The 443-nt window shown below is 67.9% G+C and carries 1 protein-coding gene; it reads left to right on the top strand.

Going from position 1 to position 443, the window contains the following annotated elements; genetic code table 11:
• Positions 1–443, top strand: a 443-nt coding sequence (locus RAN62_RS41015) for an ATP-binding cassette domain-containing protein (RefSeq protein WP_305790310.1), incomplete at both ends; no start/stop codon positions are given.

Below are 443 nucleotides of genomic sequence, written 5' to 3'. Positions count from 1 at the left end.
ACCCTGGTCAAGTGCATCAGCGGGATCTACACCATCGACGCGGGCACGGTGACCTTCGACGGCAACCAGGTCGCGATCGCCAGTCCCCGCGACGCCTCCGCCCTGGGCATCGAGGTCGTCTACCAGGACCTCGCCCTGTGCGACAACCTCGACATCGTCCAGAACATGTTCCTGGGCCGCGAGAAGATGCGCGGCATCACCCTGGACGAGCCGACCATGGAACAGATGGCCGGCGAAACCCTGGCCAGCCTGTCCGTGCGTACCGTCAAAAGCCTGCGGCAGCTGGTCGCCAGCCTCTCCGGCGGCCAGCGCCAGACCGTGGCCATCGCCAAGGCCGTGCTCTGGAACAGCCGGGTCGTCATCCTCGACGAACCCACCGCCGCCCTCGGCGTCGCCCAGACCGCCCAGGTCCTCGAACTGGTCCGCCGGCTGTCCGACAACGG

This window comes from Symbioplanes lichenis, from assembly GCF_030709675.1.
GTDB classification, from domain to species: domain Bacteria; phylum Actinomycetota; class Actinomycetes; order Mycobacteriales; family Micromonosporaceae; genus Actinoplanes; species Actinoplanes lichenis.
Note: the sequence above shows the minus strand (reverse complement) of the source record. Positions and strands in the feature narration are given on the sequence as shown.